The sequence below is a fragment of the Kribbella endophytica genome (genome assembly GCF_054781295.1).
The window spans coordinates 3,774,200-3,788,555 of record NZ_BAAGUR010000001.1; the positions used below are offsets into that span (position 1 = coordinate 3,774,200).

General features: G+C 69.2%; 17 protein-coding genes. 11 read left to right on the forward strand and 6 right to left on the reverse strand.

Annotated features, from left to right (window positions below; genetic code table 11):
• Window positions 1-50: 50 nt before the first annotated feature.
• The gene (pepN, locus tag ACYVIO_RS18070) at window positions 51-2,624 is read right to left on the reverse strand and encodes an aminopeptidase N (RefSeq protein ID WP_460651941.1); all 2,574 of its coding nucleotides are present in this window, start codon (window positions 2,622-2,624) and stop codon (window positions 51-53) included.
• A gap of 110 nt (window positions 2,625-2,734) precedes the next feature.
• Between pepN and ACYVIO_RS18075 the strand changes: the two genes are divergently transcribed.
• From ACYVIO_RS18075 to ACYVIO_RS18100, 6 genes are all read left to right on the forward strand, one after another.
• On the forward strand, window positions 2,735-3,337 hold the full coding sequence (locus ACYVIO_RS18075) for a mycothiol-dependent nitroreductase Rv2466c family protein (RefSeq protein WP_460651942.1): 603 nt from the start codon (window positions 2,735-2,737) through the stop codon (window positions 3,335-3,337).
• 90 nt (window positions 3,338-3,427) lie between these two features.
• On the forward strand, window positions 3,428-4,207 hold the full coding sequence (locus ACYVIO_RS18080; protein WP_460651943.1) for a serine hydrolase: 780 nt from the start codon (window positions 3,428-3,430) through the stop codon (window positions 4,205-4,207).
• Between the two features lie 19 nt (window positions 4,208-4,226).
• Window positions 4,227-4,703, forward strand: coding sequence for a ribose-5-phosphate isomerase (locus ACYVIO_RS18085; protein ID WP_460651944.1), 477 nt, complete (start codon window positions 4,227-4,229; stop codon window positions 4,701-4,703).
• A 153-nt stretch (window positions 4,704-4,856) separates the two neighbouring features.
• Window positions 4,857-5,723 carry an Fpg/Nei family DNA glycosylase gene (locus ACYVIO_RS18090; protein ID WP_460651945.1) on the forward strand — a complete coding sequence of 289 codons (867 nt, stop codon included), beginning with the start codon at window positions 4,857-4,859 and terminating at the stop codon, window positions 5,721-5,723.
• A gap of 72 nt (window positions 5,724-5,795) precedes the next feature.
• Entirely contained in the window at window positions 5,796-6,959 is a 1,164-nt protein-coding gene (locus ACYVIO_RS18095) for a PP2C family protein-serine/threonine phosphatase (RefSeq protein WP_460651946.1), read from the forward strand.
• A 27-nt stretch (window positions 6,960-6,986) separates the two neighbouring features.
• Window positions 6,987-7,433, forward strand: coding sequence for a hypothetical protein (locus ACYVIO_RS18100; RefSeq protein ID WP_460651947.1), 447 nt, complete (start codon window positions 6,987-6,989; stop codon window positions 7,431-7,433).
• Here ACYVIO_RS18100 and ACYVIO_RS18105 read toward each other — a convergent pair.
• Complete coding sequence (locus ACYVIO_RS18105) at window positions 7,430-7,870, reverse strand: MarR family winged helix-turn-helix transcriptional regulator (RefSeq protein WP_460651948.1); 441 nt, start codon at window positions 7,868-7,870, stop codon at window positions 7,430-7,432. The two genes, ACYVIO_RS18100 and ACYVIO_RS18105, sit on opposite strands and share 4 nt — an antisense overlap.
• 82 nt (window positions 7,871-7,952) lie before the next feature.
• On the opposite strand from ACYVIO_RS18105, the gene ACYVIO_RS18110 reads away from it, so the two are divergent.
• Together ACYVIO_RS18110 and ACYVIO_RS18115 are read left to right on the forward strand one after the other, a co-directional pair.
• Entirely contained in the window at window positions 7,953-8,138 is a 186-nt protein-coding gene (locus ACYVIO_RS18110; protein WP_460651949.1) for a hypothetical protein, read from the forward strand.
• Window positions 8,139-8,165: 27 nt separating this feature from the next.
• On the forward strand, window positions 8,166-8,603 hold the full coding sequence (locus ACYVIO_RS18115; RefSeq protein WP_460651950.1) for a nitroreductase family deazaflavin-dependent oxidoreductase: 438 nt from the start codon (window positions 8,166-8,168) through the stop codon (window positions 8,601-8,603).
• Here the strand turns inward: ACYVIO_RS18115 and ACYVIO_RS18120 are convergent.
• Window positions 8,600-9,127: a DUF6609 family protein gene (locus tag ACYVIO_RS18120; protein ID WP_460651951.1), complete on the reverse strand. Its 528-nt coding sequence runs from the start codon at window positions 9,125-9,127 to the stop codon at window positions 8,600-8,602. The two genes, ACYVIO_RS18115 and ACYVIO_RS18120, sit on opposite strands and share 4 nt — an antisense overlap.
• A gap of 115 nt (window positions 9,128-9,242) precedes the next feature.
• Here ACYVIO_RS18120 and ACYVIO_RS18125 point away from each other — a divergent pair, with 115 nt between their 5' ends.
• A complete protein-coding gene (locus ACYVIO_RS18125) occupies window positions 9,243-9,971 on the forward strand; it encodes a CDP-alcohol phosphatidyltransferase family protein (protein WP_344167445.1) in 729 nt (242 codons plus the stop codon).
• Between the two features lie 3 nt (window positions 9,972-9,974).
• Window positions 9,975-10,865, forward strand: coding sequence for a hypothetical protein (locus ACYVIO_RS18130; RefSeq protein WP_460651952.1), 891 nt, complete (start codon window positions 9,975-9,977; stop codon window positions 10,863-10,865).
• Here ACYVIO_RS18130 and ACYVIO_RS18135 read toward each other — a convergent pair.
• Window positions 10,810-11,973, reverse strand: coding sequence for an AAA family ATPase (locus ACYVIO_RS18135; RefSeq protein ID WP_460651953.1), 1,164 nt, complete (start codon window positions 11,971-11,973; stop codon window positions 10,810-10,812). The genes ACYVIO_RS18130 and ACYVIO_RS18135 overlap by 56 nt on opposite strands.
• 9 nt (window positions 11,974-11,982) lie before the next feature.
• Window positions 11,983-12,576: a hypothetical protein gene (locus ACYVIO_RS18140; RefSeq protein ID WP_460651954.1), complete on the reverse strand. Its 594-nt coding sequence runs from the start codon at window positions 12,574-12,576 to the stop codon at window positions 11,983-11,985.
• 276 nt (window positions 12,577-12,852) lie between these two features.
• Here ACYVIO_RS18140 and ACYVIO_RS18145 point away from each other — a divergent pair, with 276 nt between their 5' ends.
• Window positions 12,853-13,239 (forward strand): hypothetical protein, encoded by a 387-nt coding sequence (locus tag ACYVIO_RS18145; RefSeq protein WP_460651955.1) that lies wholly within the window; start codon window positions 12,853-12,855, stop codon window positions 13,237-13,239.
• Window positions 13,240-13,415: 176 nt separating this feature from the next.
• Here the strand turns inward: ACYVIO_RS18145 and ACYVIO_RS18150 are convergent, their stop codons facing one another.
• Window positions 13,416-14,336 carry a LysR substrate-binding domain-containing protein gene (locus tag ACYVIO_RS18150; protein WP_460651956.1) on the reverse strand — a complete coding sequence of 307 codons (921 nt, stop codon included), beginning with the start codon at window positions 14,334-14,336 and terminating at the stop codon, window positions 13,416-13,418.
• Between the last annotated feature and the right edge of the window lie 20 nt (window positions 14,337-14,356).

Sequence of the window (14,356 nt, forward strand, 5' to 3'; positions counted from 1 at the left end):
CGACCCCGCCGACCAAACAGGCCGGCGGGGTCGTCGTGATAACTGAGGACTCAGCCCTCGGCGTCGCGGCGCTGGGCCGCCAGCGCGCGGACCAGGTCCGCCCGGGCCTCGCCGACGTAGCGCAGGGTCGGCGCGTCGATCGCCTCCGCCTCGCTGTCCAGCCAGCCCGTCAGCGCGTCCAGCGTCGACGACTCCGCCAGGTGGCGCGGCGACAGGTAGACCAGGACGTTCTCACCCATCGAGGAGCCGAGGCGCGTGTAGACGTCCTTGGCCGCAGACAGGTACTTGCCGACGTACGGCCGCAGCAGGTCCTCCTGCCCCGGCTGCTGGAAGCCGAGGATGGTCCGGAACTGCGTCTCGTTCGGGGTGTCCTCGGACTCCACAGCGATCTGCCAGGCCGCTTCCTTGGCCTCGGCGGTCGGCCGGGCGGCCCGGGCCTGCGCGGCCCGCTCCTGCCCGGTGATGGTGCTGTCGCGGGTCAGCTCGTCGTCGATCGCGTCGCCGTCGAGCCGGCCCAGCCGGGCCAGCGCGATGATCAGCGTCCACCGCAGGTCGGTGTCGACGACCAGTCCGTCCGGCAGGTCGTTGCCGTCGAGCCAGCCGGCCAGCCGGTCCGCGCCTTCGCCGGAGAAGACTCCGCCGATGTAGGCCCGGGCAAACGCCAGCTGGTGGTCGCTACCGGCACCAGCGTCGGCCAGCAGCTCGGCCAGCGCCTCCTCGTACTGCGCCCGCAGGGCAGCCCGGTTCTCCGGTACGGCGTAGTTGTTGATCGCCGTGGTCGCCTGCCCGAGCAGAGACCGTACGCCGGTCAGGTCCGTCTCGGCGCGGATCCCCTTGAGCACGATCCCGACGTACTGCGAGGCCGGCATCTCGGCGTCCCGCGTCATGTCCCAGGTGGCACCCCAGGCCAGCGCCCGCGGCAGCGACTCGGACAGCTGGTCGATCGACTCGACCAGGGTTGCCCGGGAGCGCTCGTCGAGCCGGATCTTGGCGTAGGTCAGGTCGTCGTCGTTCAGCAGCACGAGGTCCGGCTGCGTCGCGCCGACCAGCTCGGCCAGCTCGGTGCGCGCGCCGTCGATGTCGACCTCGAACCGCTCGGTGCGGACCAGCCCGGCGTCCGTACGGCGGTAGAGCCCGACCGCGAGCCGGTGCGGCCGAAGGACCGGGAAGTCCGCGGCGGCGGTCTGCTCGATCGCGAACGACGTGAACGCGCCGTTGCCGTCGACGGTGAAGTCCGCGCGCAGCGTGTTCACCCCGGCGGTCCGCAGCCAGCGCTCGGTCCAGTCGTCCAGGTCGCGCCCGGACGCCTTCTCCAGCGGCTTCAGCAGGTCGGCCAGCTCGGTGTTGCCGAAGGCGTGGTCGGCGAAGTACTCCTTGAGCGCCGCGATGAAGGTGTCCTCACCGACGAACGCGACCAGCTGCCGCAGCGTCGAGGCGCCCTTGGCGTAGGTGATGCCGTCGAAGTTCACCTCGACCGCGTGGAAGTCGACCATGTCGGCGGCGATCGGGTGCGTCGAGGGCAGCTGGTCCTGCCGGTACGCCCAGGTCTTGCGGGCGTTGCAGAACGTCGTCCACGCGTCGGCGTACTTGGTGGTCGCGGTCGCCTGCGCCCAGTGGCTGGCCCACTCGGCGAACGACTCGTTCAGCCACAGGTCGTCCCACCAGGTCATCGTGACCAGGTCGCCGAACCACATGTGCGCGAGCTCGTGCAGCACGGTGTTCGCGCGGCTCTCCAGCTCGGCGTGGGTGGTCCGGCTGCGGTAGATGTACTCGTCGCGGATGGTCACGCAGCCCGCGTTCTCCATCGCGCCCATGTTGTACTCCGGCACGAACGCCTGGTCGTACTTGCCGAACGGGTACGGCGTACCGAACGCGCGCTCGAACAGCTCGAAGCCCTGCTTGGTCACCTCGAACAGGTCCTCGGTGTCCAGGTGGTCGGCCAGCGACGGCCGGCACAGCAGCGACAGCGGGTACGTCCCGTTCGGGCCCTCGTAGGCGTCGGTGACGACGTGGTACGGACCGGCGACGACCGCCGTGATGTACGTCGACATCGGAACGGTCGGGGCGAACTCCCAGCGGGCCAGCTCCTCGCCGTTCTCACCCGTGTACGGCGTGGGCTCGGGGGTGGCCGCGTTGGAGATGACGACCCAGCGGGCCGGCGCGGAGACGGTGAAGGTGAACGGGGCCTTGAGGTCGGGCTGCTCGAACGTGGTGAAGACCCGGCGCGCGTCCGGGACCTCGAACTGGGTGTAGAGGTAGGTCTCCTTGTCGGCCGGGTCGACCGAGCGGTGCAGCCCTTCACCGGTGCGCGAGTAGATGCAGTCGGCGACCACGCGCAGCTCGTTGCGTTCCTGCAGCCCGTCCAGCTGGAGCCGGGCACCGTCGTACACGCTGCCCGGGTCGAGCGACCGGCCGTTCAGGGTGACCTCGTGCACGGCCGCCGCGATCAGGTCGGCGAACGTGCTGGCGCCGTCCTCGGCGCCGAAGGTGAGCGTCGTGATCGACTCGAAGGTCGGTGCGCCGTGCGCGGCCGTGCTCAGGTCGAGCTCGATCGCGTAGCTCACGTCACGGACCAGGCCGGCGCGGGTGCGCGCTTCGTCGCGCGTCAGGTTGGTTCCAGGCATATCGGCATCCTATGCACCTGACTGCGTGCGGCGGTGCGGGTTTCCCCGCGATCTGGGTAGGTTGAAACCACAGCGGTATGCAATTTCGTTCAATTTTGTATTATTGAGGCATGACTGCCCCCGCTGAATTCTGGTTCGACCCGGCCTGCCCGTGGGCCTGGATGACGTCTCGCTGGATGCTCGAGGTCGAGCAGGCCCGCGACGTGAAGACGACCTGGCACGTGATGAGCCTGTCCGTCCTGAACGAAGATCGCCAGGAGCACGACGCCGGCTGGCACCGCCGGCTCGGCATCGTCCGCGTCCTGATCGCCGCCGAGCAGGCCCACGGCAACGAGGTCCTCCTGCCGCTGTACACCGCGCTCGGTGAGCGGATCCACGTCCAGGGGCGCGGCACCACCGGCTCCGACGGCGACATCCTCGCCGAGGCGCTGGCCGAGGTCGGACTGCCGGCCACGCTGCTGGAGGCCGCCGACAGCGACAAGTACGACGACGCGCTGCGCAAGTCCCACAACGCCGGCATGGAACTGGTCGGCATGGAGGTCGGTACGCCGGTCATCGCCGTCGAGGGCGTCGCCTTCTTCGGCCCGGTCGTCACCCCCGCCCCGAAGGGCGAGGCGGCCGGCAAGCTCTGGGACGGCGTCCGCCTGGTCGCCGGCACCGACGGCTTCTTCGAGCTGAAGCGCACCCGCGACCGCAACCCGTCCTTCGAGTAATTCGGTTTCTCGTACAAGGGTTGAACGTTCGACTTCTGCGCGCGAAGGTTACCCACCAAGCATCTGTTGTCGATGGTTAGTGGGTTCCCTGTGCCTCCTCTGCGTGGTGAGCTGTCCGCGGTCCTGACGACGAGCTCGGTGGTGCCGACCGTTGGTGTCACCGTGCTCGACCGTGACACCGGGCAGGTCACCGAGCAGCTGAATCCGGACGCGCGGTTCCGGTCCGCCTCGGTGGTGAAGCTGCTGATCGTGCTCGACCTCCTGTGGGACCGCGGCCCGGCGTACGAGATCCCTGCCGAGGACAGCGCTCGGCTGGAGGTCATGCTGCGCAGCAGCGACGACGACGCGGCCAGCTACTACTGGGACGAGCTCGGCGGCGGCGCCATCGTCGACCGGATGGCCGAGCGGCTCGGTCTGACTCACACGACTCGGCCGCCGGCCACGCACCCGGGCTTCTGGGGGTACGTCGCGATCACGGCGGCCGACACCGTCCGGGTCTACCAGTACCTGCTGGACCAGGCCCCGGCGCCGGTCCGCGAGCTCGTGATGGGCCACCTGCACCAGCCGACCCGGTACGGGACCGACGGGTTCGACCAGTACTTCGGGATCGCGTCGGCCTTCACCGGCGACTTCAGCATCAAGCAGGGCTGGTCCGGCTTCCAGGGCTCGGGCCGTTCGCGTGAGACCAAGGCCGACCTCGACCTGACCAGCGAAGCGCTGCACACCACCGGCACGGTCGGACCGGGGGACCGGGTGATCGTTGCCGTCTACACGCTGCACCCGGTCGGTACGCCGTACGAGCAGGCCTACACGACCGTGACCGAGCTGGTCCGGGCGCTGGACATCCCCGGCGTCCCGGGCGACGAGTAGAGCTGCGAGACTCATGGCCATGCGAGTGCACATCGGCTCTGACCACGCCGGCTTCGAACTGAAGAACCACCTGGTGCAGCACCTGACGGCTGCTGGGCACGACGTCGTCGACCACGGCCCTGCCGTGTACGACGCGGTCGACGACTACCCGCCGTACTGTCTGCGGACGGCTGAGGCGGTGGTCCAGGACGACGGCAGCCTGGGCATCGTGATCGGTGGCTCCGGCAACGGCGAGCAGATCGCCGCGAACAAGGTGAAGGGGGTCCGGGCCGCGCTGGCCTGGAGCACCGAGACCGCCAAGCTCGGCCGCGAGCACAACAACGCGAACGTGATCAGCGTCGGCGCCCGGATGCACAGCACCGAGGAGTCGACCGGGTTCGTCGACACGTTCCTGGCCACCGACTACTCCGGCGAGCAGCGGCACACCCGCCGGATCGAGATGCTGGCCGGCTACGAGGAGACCGGCGAGCTGCCGCCGCTGCCGGAATCCTCCTGACCCTCGGTCCGTTGTTCCTGATGCGGCCGGTCCTCGCGCGGCCGGGACACGTCCCGGGCGCGCATCGACCGGCCGATCCCGATCACGGTAGGAGTCGGAGCACTCCGGCCCTTGCCCGAACCACCTGCTGACGTCGTCCCCATACGAGGAATCATGCCCGAAGGTCACACCCTGCACCGGCTGGCGAACGACGTCTGGGACGCGTTCGGCGGCCGGGTCGTCCGTGCGTCCAGCCCGCAGGGCCGGTTCGTCGACGGAGCCGCGCTGCTCGACGGACGGGTGCTGCGGCACACCGAAGCCCACGGCAAGCACTTCCTCGCCGAGTTCGACGGCGGCGGCTGGCTGCACATCCACCTCGGGCTGATCGGCAAGGTCGACTTCGGGACGGCGCCGATCCCAGAGCCGGTCGGTCAGGTCCGGCTGCGGCTGCAGAACGACGCGGCGTACGCCGACCTGCGCGGCGCGACGGTCTGCGAGGTGATGACGGACGGCGAACGCGAGGCGCTGATCGGGCGACTCGGCCCCGATCCGCTGCGCGACGACGCGGACCCCGACCTGGCCTGGAAGCGGATCCAGCGCAGCAAGCTGCCGATCGGCCAGCTGCTGATGGACCAGGAAGTGCTGAGCGGGGTCGGCAACGTCTACCGCGCCGAGGTGCTGTTCCGCGCCAAGCTGCACCCGATGACGCCGGGCCACCTGGTGAAGAAGCGCGAGTGGCAGGGCATGTGGTCCGACCTGCTCGAGCTGATGAAGTACGGCGTGGAGACGGGCCGCATCGACACCGTCGCCGAGGACCACACCCCGGAGGCGATGGGCCGTGACCCGCGCCAGGACGACCACGGCGGCGAGGTCTACGTGTACCGGCGTCAGGGGCAGCACTGCCACGTGTGCGACTCGGTGATCCGGACCGAACTCCTGGCCGGACGCAACCTCTTCTGGTGCCCCAAGTGTCAGCGCACGGGACTGACCCGGAAGCCACCCGTGCAGGCGCCGAAGAAGCCCAAGGTCAAGAAGCGGTGACGATCTGATGCGCGGACCGGTCGGTGCCGTTATCTTCGTTTCACCATGAGCGGTGGCGGTGGTTTCGCTGGCTTGCGTCGGGCCGGCCTGAGGGCTGCCCGGACGCTGGTCCGGCGCGCCCGGAAGTCCCATCCGCTGACCCTGATCCTGCTGCTCGGCGTCACGGTCGCGGTCAGCGCGCTGTCGCTGTTCCTGCCGTCATTGATACCCACCGCGGCGCTGACTATTCCTCTGCTGCTCGGCGGGTTGCTGCTGCGTTTCAAACCCCTGGTCGTGCTGACCTTCATCGCGTTGGTGCTCGGCTCGTACGTGATGTCCGAGCGCGCGGCCGGGCTGCCGAAGATCGGGTTCGTGGTGACGCTCGGCGTGGTCGGCTGGATCGTGCTGACCGGCGCGAAGGTGCGCAGCCGGCTCGGTGTCCAGGGCAGCCGGGGCGAGTCGATGCTGATCGAGCTGCGCGACATCCTGACCGCCCAGGGCGTGCTGCCGCGACTGCCGTCCGGGTGGCTGGCCGACGCGGCGATCCGGTCGGCCGGCGGGCAGTCGTTCTCGGGCGACTTCGTCGTCGCGGCGATGCGCGGCGACGATCACCTCGAGGTCGCGCTGGTCGATGTCTCCGGCAAGGGGATCGACGCCGGGACGCGGGCGCTGCTGCTGTCCGGTGCCTTCGGTGGCCTGCTCGGCGTCGTACCGGTCGAGGAGTTCCTTCCGGCCGCGAACCACTACGCGCGCCGGCAGAACTGGGACGACGACTTCGCGACCGTCGTGCACGTGGCGATCAACCTGGGCACCGGCGAGTTCGAGGTCCGTACGGCGGGGCATCCTCCGGCCATCCAGTTCGACGCGTGGTCCGGCCGCTGGACGACGAGGGATGCCGACGGGCCGTTGCTCGGCCTGGTCGAGACGCCGGAGTTCGTGGTGAACAAGGGCCAGCTGAAGCTCGGCGACGCGCTCTTCCTCTACAGCGACGGCATGGTCGAGACCCCGCGCCGCGACATCGGCCTCGGGACGGATCGCCTCGCCGGCCACGCCGAACGCCTGGTCGCGAAGGGCTTCGAGGGTGCCGCCGAGGAGCTGGTCGTCGAGATCGGCGGACCGGGTGACGACTCCGCGATCGTCGTGATCCACCGGCAGACCCACCCCTCCGAGGCCGTCGCCGAGAGCTGCCCGGGGGCCGGGCGCAACCAGTCCACGACACGTCGTCGTACGGCGATGCTCCGCACCCGGGCGATCTGAGTCCTTCGCCGTGTAGCGTGCTCCAGCGTGACGATTGAACCGACCTTGGACGGCATGAGCGCGTCGGACGTGACGTTCGAGGAACTGGTCGCGACGATGCCGGACTCCGTGCGGGAGGTCTTCCCGCCGGCGCGCTGGAAGCTCGGCAAGCTGTGGGCGCTGGAGCTGCGGACCGAGCCGGTCGAGGTCGCGGACCTGGTCTGGATCTTCGACCTGCCGCTGTGGCAGCTGAACGGCGAACGCTTCAAGGTCACCCCGCACCAGGTCGCCGAGACACCGATGAACTACCGCGACCACTACCAGCGGGTGATGGACGCCGACCTGGACTTCCCGATCCACCTGGTCGCGTACCGCGGGCGGCTCGTCGTACTGGACGGGATGCACCGGTTGCTGAAAGCCCACTTCCTGCGCCGCCGCTGGATCGAGGGCAAGATCCTGACCGCCGCGCAGCTGCAGGAGTGCGTCGGTCCTTAGTTCGCGGCCTTGATCACTCGGGTCAGATTGCTGTGCAGCGACTCGAGCTCTTTCAGTGTCATGCCGAGGCGGTCGATGATCGCCGGCGGGATCTTGAGCGCCTCCTCGCGCAGCGCACGACCGGTCGCGGTCAGCTCGACGGCGAGTGAGCGCTCGTCGCGCGGATCGCGGCCGCGGGTCAGGTAGCCCGCCGCCTCCAGCCGCTTGAGCAGCGGCGACAGCGTGCCGGGGTCGAGCTGCAGCAGGTTGCTGAGCTGCTTCACCGACAGCGGCGACTCCTCCCAGAGCGCGAGCATCACCAGGTACTGCGGGTGGGTGAGGCCCATCGGGTCCAGCAGCGGGCGGTACAGGGCGATCACGCTCCGGGACGCCACGGCGAGCGCGAAACAGACCTGACGGTCCAGCTGCAGCAGGTCGGCCTCTTCGGTCTGCGACACGGGTTTTCTCCTTCTTGCGGTCTGGTCTACACTAACACTTGGTACACAAACTATTGCCACACCAAGCATCAGGGAGTCTGTGATGAGCGCGAAGAACGAAGGGCTCAGCGTGTTCTACCGGATCCGGTGGCGGCTGACCTGGCTGCTGCTGCACGTGGCCGGCCCGGCGACCCTGCCGGACTCGCAGGATCCGCGCCGCCACATGGAGCGCCAGCGCGCCGCCAAGGTCGCCGCTGCCCGGAGGGCGCGTGAGACGAACGTCCGCTGACCTGGTCCGTGTGGTTGGCTGGGTGACATGTCATCCGAGAAGGAATACGCCCCCAGCGCGGCCGAGTGGGTCCGCAACGCCGTCGAGAAGATCGACGAGACCGGCTCGACCGAGGCGGCCGGCTTCAACGGCCTGAGCGTGGTGCTCATGACCATGATTGGCAACAAGTCCGGCAAGCTCCGCAAGGTTCCCGTGATGCGGGTCGAGCACGACGGCGTGTACGCCGCGGTCGCCTCGCTCGGCGGCGCCCCGAAGAACCCGGTCTGGTACTACAACCTCGAGGCCGACCCGAACGTCCAGGTCCAGGACGGCACCGAGACCGGGGAGTACGTCGCGCGCGAGATCGACGGCGAGGAGTACGACCTGTGGTGGAAGCGCTCGGTGGAGGCGTTCCCGACGTATGCCGAGTACCAGTTGAAGACCACCCGGAAGATCCCGGTCTTCCTCCTGGAGCCGAAGAACTAGTAGCTGAGCCAGACCATGCTGGACCCGGCGGCGATCTTCAGGACGCCGTCGGTGATCCAGAGGGTGCGGTAGGGGATCCCCGGGACGAGCAGTCCGAGTCCGGCGTTCAGGATGCAGAGCAGGCCGAGCAGCCCGCAGATCGGTCCGTGCGAGAACGCCAGGATCAGGAAGTGCACGCCGACCACCAGCAGGATCCACAGCCAGAACTCGCGTGAGGTCCGGTCCGGCACCTTGGCGACCACCAGGTTGACCAGGCCGACCTCGGCGACGACGCCGATGCCGAACGCGACGTACTGGTAGATCGCCGGGTAGCCGAGGCCCTCGAAGATCGTCTTGGTGATGCCGCCGATCATCATCACCAGTACGGCGAGAGCGGCGCCGGTGATCAGACCGGGCAGGAACCATCGCCGGCCGCCGATCCCACCGACCACCAGGCCGAGCCCGACCAGCACGAGCAGTGCCCCGCCACCCCGCATCAAGGGGAACGTCTTCGCCATCCCGGTAAAGTCCGTGATCAGATCCACCGCCGAAGGGTATGCGGTGAACGGTCTAGAGCCCCGCCTGTGAGACGCTGAAGCAGATTGTCCGACGCGTGGCGTCGACCGAGTTCTGGGAGTTCTGCTGACCACACACGACGCGGTGCGCGAACCTTTCGTCGGATCGACGCGGCTGCGGCTGGCAGGCCTGGCCTTGCACGCCTACACCGCGAGCGGCACCGTGCTGGCGCTGCTGATCGTGATCGCCGCCATCGACGGTGACGCCGTCCGGGCGCTGTGGCTGATGCTGGCCGCGCTGGTGATCGACGGGACCGACGGGATGCTGGCCCGGCGGCTGCGGGTCAAGGAGACCATCCCGTGGTTCGACGGCGCGATGCTGGACAACATCGTCGACTACCTGACCTACGCCTTCGCCCCGATCGTGCTGCTGTGGACCGGTGGGTACCTGCCGTCCGGCTCCTGGGGCGCGGTGCTCGCGGCACTGCCGTTGCTTGCGTCGAGCTACCAGTTCTGCCGCGTCGACGCGAAGACCGACGACCACTTCTTCCTCGGCTTCCCCAGCTACTGGAACGTCGTCGCCTTCTACGTGGTGATCCTCGGACTGACCCCGTTCGCGACCGGCGTGATCCTGGTGACGTGCTCGATCCTGGTCTTCGTCCCGGTGAAGTACGTCTACCCGTCGCGCACCAAGGTGTTCCGGTCGATGAACCTGCTGACCACCGCGATCTGGCTCGGTTCGTACGCCGTACTGCTGGCGCAGATGCCCGACCCGAACCCGGCCGTCGTCGCCCTGTCGCTGGCGTACCTGGTCTACTACGGCGGACTGAGTCTCTACCTGACCTTCTGGGCGCCGCGGCGCAAGGCAGCCTGAGTAGTGCTGCTCGGTCTGGGAGCCGCACTCGGGGCGGCCGTTCTGTTCGGCGTCGCCGCGATCCTGCAGGCGGTCGGCTCCCGCAAGGTGCCGACCGAGTCCGAGTTGGATCCGCGGCGGCTGGGCGCGTTCGTCGCCGCCTTGCTGCACCAGGGCCCGTTCCTGGCCGCGCTGGTGCTCAATCTGGCCGGCTTCGGGCTGCACTTCGTGGCCCTTCGGCTGCTGCCGCTCTACCTGGCCCAGGCGGGGATCGCGGCGAGCTTGGTCGTCACCGCCCTGCTCGCCACCCGCTGGATGGGCGACAAGCTGTCGGCGGTCGAGTGGGGCGCGGTGATCGCGGTCTGCGTCGGCCTCGGCGTCCTGGCCGTGTCGGCCGGTCATGCGGGGGAGAGCGCTCGGCATCACGGACTGACGATCGGCGTACTGGTCGGGCTGATCGTGATCATCGTGCTGGGCGCGGTCGCGAGCCGATCCGAGCATGCCAGTGCGACAGCGCTGCTGGGACTGCTCGCGGGGCTCGGGTACGCCGGGGTGGCGATCTCGGCCCGCCTGCTGGAGGACGGCTCGATCAGCGAACTGCTGCAGGGCTTCACGACGTACACGCTGCCGTTGAGTGGTGCGCTCGCGTTCATCCTGTACTCGCTGGCGCTGCAGCGCGGATCGGTGACGCTGGCGACGACGCCGATGATCGCGTTGCAGACGATCACACCGGCTGCTGTTGGCGTCTTCGTGCTAGATGACGCCGTACGGGCTGGGTGGGGCGTCGCTGCGGTTGGTGGGTTCGTCCTGACGGCGATCGGCGCGCTGGTCCTGGTCCGCTTCGAGTCGGTGAAGGACGCTAGCGAGACGGCCACTTCCACGGAGGCTCGTCCAGCAGGCCCTGACCCGCGATAGCGGTCTGGCCGAAGTCCTTCACGAGCTCGATCGTGCGGACGTCCTGGCCGCTGGCTTGAAGCGCGGCGAGGAACGGACGGGAGTGCGTCACCAGGATCACCTGGGTCTCCTTCGCCGCCGTGATGACGAGATTCGCCAACGCCGGCAGGAGATCCGGGTGCAGGCTGGTCTCGGGCTCGTTGAGGACGAGCAGTTCGGGCGGACGCGGAGTGAGCAGGGCTGCGACCCATAGCAGGTAGCGCAGGGTGCCGTCGGACAGCTCGGCGGCAGCTAGCGGCCTGAGGAGTCCGTGCTGCCGGAAGACAATCTCGAACCGGCCGGACCTGTTGCCGACCGCCACCGTGCTGCCGGGGAAGGCCTGCTCGATCGCTTGATTGAGCGCGTCCCGATCGCCGATCTGGTTGATCGTCTCCAGCGCTGCCGCAAGATCGGCGCCCTCGGCGTCGAGCACCGGCGTCCGCGTCCCGATCCGCGCCTGCCGCGCGGGCGCGTCGGTGTCGGTCCGCAGGTGGTCGTAGAACCGCCAGCCCCGGATGCGCTCCCGGACCGCCATCAGTTCCGGCGCGCGGTGCGGGTCGGCGTACTCGCTCAGCATGCTGTCGAACGACTGCAGCTGGTACCCGCCGTCGATCCACCCGCCGTTCTCGTCCCGGATTCGCACGCCGGCGTTCTTGCGGTCCACCAGCAACGACGCCGGCCGGAAGAACGGCCCCGCCCACAAGGCCTCCCGCTTGATCTCGGGATCCTGCCCGAACGGCCCACCCATCGTCGGCAGCCCGAAGTCCACGGCATACCCGTAGTCCTCCGACGCGAACCCCATCCGCAAACTCACCGGCCCGCCGCCCACCGTCCCCTGCACGGGATACTCACCCCGCCGTACGGCCTTCCCCAGTACATCCGGCCCGGCCCAGAGCGTGCTCTGCAGCCCGCCCTCCCGCGCCAATGCCGCCACCGCCCCATTCCGCGAAGCATCCGCCAGCAACCTGAGCGCGCGGTACAGGCTGGACTTCCCACTCCCGTTGGCCCCCGTCACCACATTCACCCGCCCCAACGGCACCACCACCCGCCGCAAGGACCGATAACTCTCCACCGCCAACGTCGTGAGCATGCCGCCACGCTACAAACGACCACCGACAAGCCTCTTCCCGTACGGCGTAAGGACGATGCCGTCATCGAAGGACTCCGCCGGCATCCGCACGTTCCGCACCAACTCCTGCGGCCTCGGTTGCCCCGCTTGCAGCGCCTTTTGGTAGTCGACGTACAGCCACCCGTCCGCAGACACGTAACACCCGACCCGCCCGTCCACCACCAGACTCGGCCGTCCGTAGGTTGCTTCGACCTCCTCGCGGCTCAGATCGCCCAGCCCCGCGCGAGCCGCGCCGGCGAGCGGCCGCCAGTCCACCGGCTCGACCTCCAGGTACCCGAGCCGGTGGAGGTAGTCGGCATACACCGAAGCCACTTCGGCGCCGTACCGCCCATCCCTCCCGAACAGCCGCCAGAACGGGCCAGGCACGCCCTCCGATCCGTAGCGCTGGCGATCTTCGTCGAGCATCGGCTGCGGATCACGCTCGTCCAGGAAACAAAGGTCTTCAACCAGCCGCCGAAGCAGCGTCTCGGCCTCCCCGCCCGAGCCGACCCACATCCCGGTGCGTTCGAGCATCAGCGGGATCTCGGCGAGCCACTTGTTCTTCAGGTCTGCTGCTGTGCGCATGTCAATGGCCCATCTGAGTCAGGTCGTGGAAGAGGCCAGACGGCCGACCACCAGTGCTGGCCGGGCGGGCTGGTGTGGTGGGCTGGCGCCTGCAGCCCACCGAGCGCGCCGCACGTGGGGGCCCTGAGCCGGGCCGGGCTGCGGTGCGCCGGATCGGGAGGACGCCGCCGGACAGGCTAGTCGGCAGGCGTCGGCGTGCGCATGCCAGGCGACCGCGTCGCCAGCCGAGAGAGCACGGCGTGGGAGACACGGCAACGCGCTCGTACGGCGAAGCCGATGGCCGAACAGGTGCCGGGCATCGACGCCGTCCTGGTCGGCCACGGGCACGAGGAGATCGCCGCTGCCGTCCGCGCCCCCAGCCCAGCACCGACCAGCCCGATCGTCGGCTCGTCGCGCGGCGACAGATCGGGGAGGCTCCGTTCAAGGCCGCGCTGGACGAGCGCCGGATCAACTCGGCGCTTAGCTTCCTGGAGTTCGCCGAGTTGGCAGATGGCCAACCGTGGCGTGGATCGCGCCGGTGGTCTCCGGGGCGATGTCGTCGACCAGGCGTTCGGCAGCGGCCTCGTTGAGACACGGCAGGATCAGATCGACATCGGCAGCGGACCCGAACGTCGTCTCGGCGTAGTTGACCAGCTGGGCTGGCCGACGCCCACCACTGATTAGGCCCCCAGTTGGCGGCGGCTCTGAGCGTGGTGGGTCAGTCATGTGCCCGGCTCGGGGAGGTTGGTCAGTGGCAGGCGTCGGCGTACGCATGTCAGCGGGCTGCTTGGGCGAGGTGGGTTAATCATGTGCCCGATCCCGGGGGAGGTTGGTCAGTGGTGGGTGTCGGCCTACGCATGTCAGCGGGCTGCCTGGGTGAGGTGGGTGAGGGTGGTTTGGAGGAGGGGTGAGTTCTGGGCGCCTTCGCGGACTGCGGCGAACAGGTGGCGCTGGGGGTGCGGCGGTCGGGTGGGGCGGATGACGACGGTGGGTGGGAGGTCCTGCTGGGCGAGCCGGGGGAACAGGGCTACGGCGTGGGTGCGCGCGACCAACTGGGTGACGGCGTGCCAGTCGTCGACTCGGTGGGTGATGCGGGGAGTGAACCCGGCGGCAGCGCAGGCGGTGGAGGTGATGGCGGCGCAGCAGCCGTTCGGCGTACCGGTGATCCAGAGGTCGTCGTCGAGCGCGCGGAGGTCGATCGACGATTCGCCGGCCAGCGGATGATCGGCCGGCAGGGCGACGTCGAGGATGTCGGGGCCGAGGTCGACGCGGTGATACCGCGGGTCGCGCGTCGCAGGCGAACCGTCGAAGCTGACAGCGAGCGCGAGGTCCACCCGCCCGGCATCGAGGAGATCGAACAGATCCGGCGGATCGAGCTGCCGCAGCGAGACCTGCAGATCGGGATAGTCGGCCCGCAGTGACGTCAGTACCGCGGGCAGCAGCCCGGCGCACGCAGTGGAGAACGCGCCGATCGTGAGCTCGCCGCGCAGCGTCTCGTCCCAGGTCTCCAGATCATGCCGAGCCTGCTCGAGCCGAGCGAACACGGCATCGGCGTGCTTCAGCAGCGCAGCCCCGCGATCGGTGAGCACGATCCGCCGCCCATCCCGCCGCGTCACCGGGAACCCGACGTCCTGCGCCAGCCCTGCAAGCTGCTGCGAGACCGCGGACGGCGTCAGGTGCAGCGCATCGGCGGTCGCCGTCACAGTCCCGCGCTCACGGAACTCCCGCAGTACGCGCAACCGCCGCAGATCGTCGATGAAGTCGGCCCTTAACGGTTTCATTCGCCAAGAGTAGATGGACT

Bases quoted from the DNA above. Each gene is read 5' to 3' on its own strand.
- pepN (WP_460651941.1), bottom strand. From the start codon at position 2,624: ATGCCTGGAACCAACCTGACGCGCGACGAAGCGCGCACCCGCGCCGGC.
- ACYVIO_RS18075 (WP_460651942.1), top strand. From the start codon at position 2,735: ATGACTGCCCCCGCTGAATTCTGGTTCGACCCGGCCTGCCCGTGGGCC.
- ACYVIO_RS18085 (WP_460651944.1), top strand. From the start codon at position 4,227: ATGCGAGTGCACATCGGCTCTGACCACGCCGGCTTCGAACTGAAGAAC.
- ACYVIO_RS18090 (WP_460651945.1), top strand. From the start codon at position 4,857: ATGCCCGAAGGTCACACCCTGCACCGGCTGGCGAACGACGTCTGGGAC.
- ACYVIO_RS18110 (WP_460651949.1), top strand. From the start codon at position 7,953: ATGAGCGCGAAGAACGAAGGGCTCAGCGTGTTCTACCGGATCCGGTGG.
- ACYVIO_RS18115 (WP_460651950.1), top strand. From the start codon at position 8,166: ATGTCATCCGAGAAGGAATACGCCCCCAGCGCGGCCGAGTGGGTCCGC.
- ACYVIO_RS18135 (WP_460651953.1), bottom strand. From the start codon at position 11,973: ATGCTCACGACGTTGGCGGTGGAGAGTTATCGGTCCTTGCGGCGGGTG.
- ACYVIO_RS18140 (WP_460651954.1), bottom strand. From the start codon at position 12,576: ATGCGCACAGCAGCAGACCTGAAGAACAAGTGGCTCGCCGAGATCCCG.
- ACYVIO_RS18145 (WP_460651955.1), top strand. From the start codon at position 12,853: ATGGCCGAACAGGTGCCGGGCATCGACGCCGTCCTGGTCGGCCACGGG.
- ACYVIO_RS18150 (WP_460651956.1), bottom strand. From the start codon at position 14,336: ATGAAACCGTTAAGGGCCGACTTCATCGACGATCTGCGGCGGTTGCGC.